The organism is Paenibacillus nicotianae, assembly GCF_042681745.1.
Lineage (GTDB): Bacteria > Bacillota > Bacilli > Paenibacillales > Paenibacillaceae > Saccharibacillus > Saccharibacillus nicotianae.
In genome coordinates, this window is sequence record NZ_JBHUGF010000009.1 from 229,041 (window position 1) to 230,698 (window position 1,658).

14 tRNA genes are annotated in these 1,658 nt (G+C 47.4%); all 14 read right to left on the reverse strand.

The window, feature by feature from the left end:
* Positions 1-68 precede the first annotated feature (68 nt).
* A tRNA-Leu gene (locus tag ACFSGI_RS04210) sits at positions 69-148 on the reverse strand.
* Positions 149-203: 55 nt separating this feature from the next.
* Positions 204-280: transfer RNA gene (locus tag ACFSGI_RS04215), tRNA-Arg, on the reverse strand.
* 18 nt (positions 281-298) lie between these two features.
* Positions 299-372: transfer RNA gene (locus ACFSGI_RS04220), tRNA-Cys, on the reverse strand.
* An 18-nt stretch (positions 373-390) separates the two neighbouring features.
* Positions 391-465: transfer RNA gene (locus ACFSGI_RS04225), tRNA-Gly, on the reverse strand.
* A gap of 29 nt (positions 466-494) precedes the next feature.
* A tRNA-Gln gene (locus ACFSGI_RS04230) sits at positions 495-569 on the reverse strand.
* 8 nt (positions 570-577) lie between these two features.
* Positions 578-650 (reverse strand) — tRNA-His (locus ACFSGI_RS04235).
* Between the two features lie 31 nt (positions 651-681).
* Positions 682-755, reverse strand: a tRNA-Trp gene (locus ACFSGI_RS04240).
* Positions 756-762: 7 nt separating this feature from the next.
* A tRNA-Tyr gene (locus ACFSGI_RS04245) sits at positions 763-847 on the reverse strand.
* 19 nt (positions 848-866) lie between these two features.
* Positions 867-942 (reverse strand) — tRNA-Thr (locus ACFSGI_RS04250).
* Between the two features lie 22 nt (positions 943-964).
* Positions 965-1,040 (reverse strand) — tRNA-Phe (locus ACFSGI_RS04255).
* A 98-nt stretch (positions 1,041-1,138) separates the two neighbouring features.
* Positions 1,139-1,214, reverse strand: a tRNA-Asp gene (locus ACFSGI_RS04260).
* Between the two features lie 7 nt (positions 1,215-1,221).
* A tRNA-Met gene (locus tag ACFSGI_RS04265) sits at positions 1,222-1,295 on the reverse strand.
* A gap of 25 nt (positions 1,296-1,320) precedes the next feature.
* A tRNA-Val gene (locus ACFSGI_RS04270) sits at positions 1,321-1,396 on the reverse strand.
* A 101-nt stretch (positions 1,397-1,497) separates the two neighbouring features.
* Positions 1,498-1,569: transfer RNA gene (locus ACFSGI_RS04275), tRNA-Glu, on the reverse strand.
* Between the last annotated feature and the right edge of the window lie 89 nt (positions 1,570-1,658).

Sequence of the window (1,658 nt, forward strand, 5' to 3'; positions counted from 1 at the left end):
ATGTGATGTTCTAAAAAAGCAAATAAAAAAAAGCACCAGATCATAAGATCTAGTGCTTTTCATGTGTATGCCGGTGAAGGGACTCGAACCCCCACGGTTTCCCTCACGATTTTGAGTCGCGCGCGTCTGCCAATTCCGCCACACCGGCTAAGTAAAAATGATGCTATTTTTTGTTACTTCCATTTAACACATAAGAGCTAAAATGGCGCGCCCTAAGAGATTCGAACTCCTGGCCTTTTGATTCGTAGTCAAACGCTCTATCCAGCTGAGCTAAGGGCGCAAGAATTTTAAAAATAACTGGAGGCGCCACCCAGATTCGAACTGGGGATAGAGCTTTTGCAGAGCTGTGCCTTACCACTTGGCTATGGCGCCATATTATATTGTAAAATTTGGAGCGGACGATGGGAATCGAACCCACGACCCTCGCCTTGGCAAGGCGATGCTCTACCGCTGAGCCACGTCCGCTTACAGATCATTTAAGTAAAAGTAAATAATGGCTGGGGATATAGGATTTGAACCTATGCATGACGGAGTCAAAGTCCGTTGCCTTACCGCTTGGCTAATCCCCAATAAAAAGGGCGACCGATGGGACTTGAACCCACGAATGCCGGAGTCACAGTCCGGTGCGTTAACCCCTTCGCCACGATCGCCATGCTATAAAATAAATCATTAATGTTATATTGGCAGGGGCAGCAGGAATTGAACCCACACTAACGGTTTTGGAGACCGTTGTTCTACCTTTAAACTATGCCCCTTCAAAACTGGTGGAGGCTGATGGATTCGAACCACCGAACTCGGAGAGAACAGATTTACAGTCTGCTGCGTTTGGCCACTTCGCTAAGCCTCCACAATAAATAAAAAAAAGATGGTGCCGGCGAGAGGATTTGAACCCCCGACCTACTGATTACAAGTCAGTTGCTCTACCAACTGAGCTACACCGGCAAGTGTTATACATTAATCTAAATGGTGGCTCGGGACGGAATCGAACCGCCGACACGAGGATTTTCAGTCCTCTGCTCTACCGACTGAGCTACCGAGCCGTAGTCTAATGTATTGCTGTGTGTCGACTCTTCTACTCAATCATGATGAGAACCATCTGTTTAATGTAGTGAGTTGATACTGGTTATAAAGCAATTAATGGCGGAACCGACGGGATTTGAACCCGCGATCTCCTGCGTGACAGGCAGGCATGTTAACCCCTACACCACGGTTCCAGATTAATTGCGGGGACAGGATTTGAACCTGTGACCTTCGGGTTATGAGCCCGACGAGCTACCGGACTGCTCCACCCCGCGTCATTGTTCTTACTATAATATTCTATGGTGGAGGTTGACGGGATCGAACCGCCGACCCTCTGCTTGTAAGGCAGATGCTCTCCCAGCTGAGCTAAACCTCCATTGTGACACAAAACATATTATATCATTTTCTAATTATCATTGTCAAGTTATTTTTATAAGCTATGTTACTAAACTTAACAATACAATGAAAGAAAAGATATGACCCGTAGGGGACTCGAACCCCTGTTACCTCCGTGAAAGGGAGGTGTCTTAACCACTTGACCAACGGGCCTCACTTGTGGCGGAGAGAGAGGGATTCGAACCCTCGAGACGCTTGTGACGCCTACACGATTTCCAATCGTGCTCCTTCGGCCAACTCGG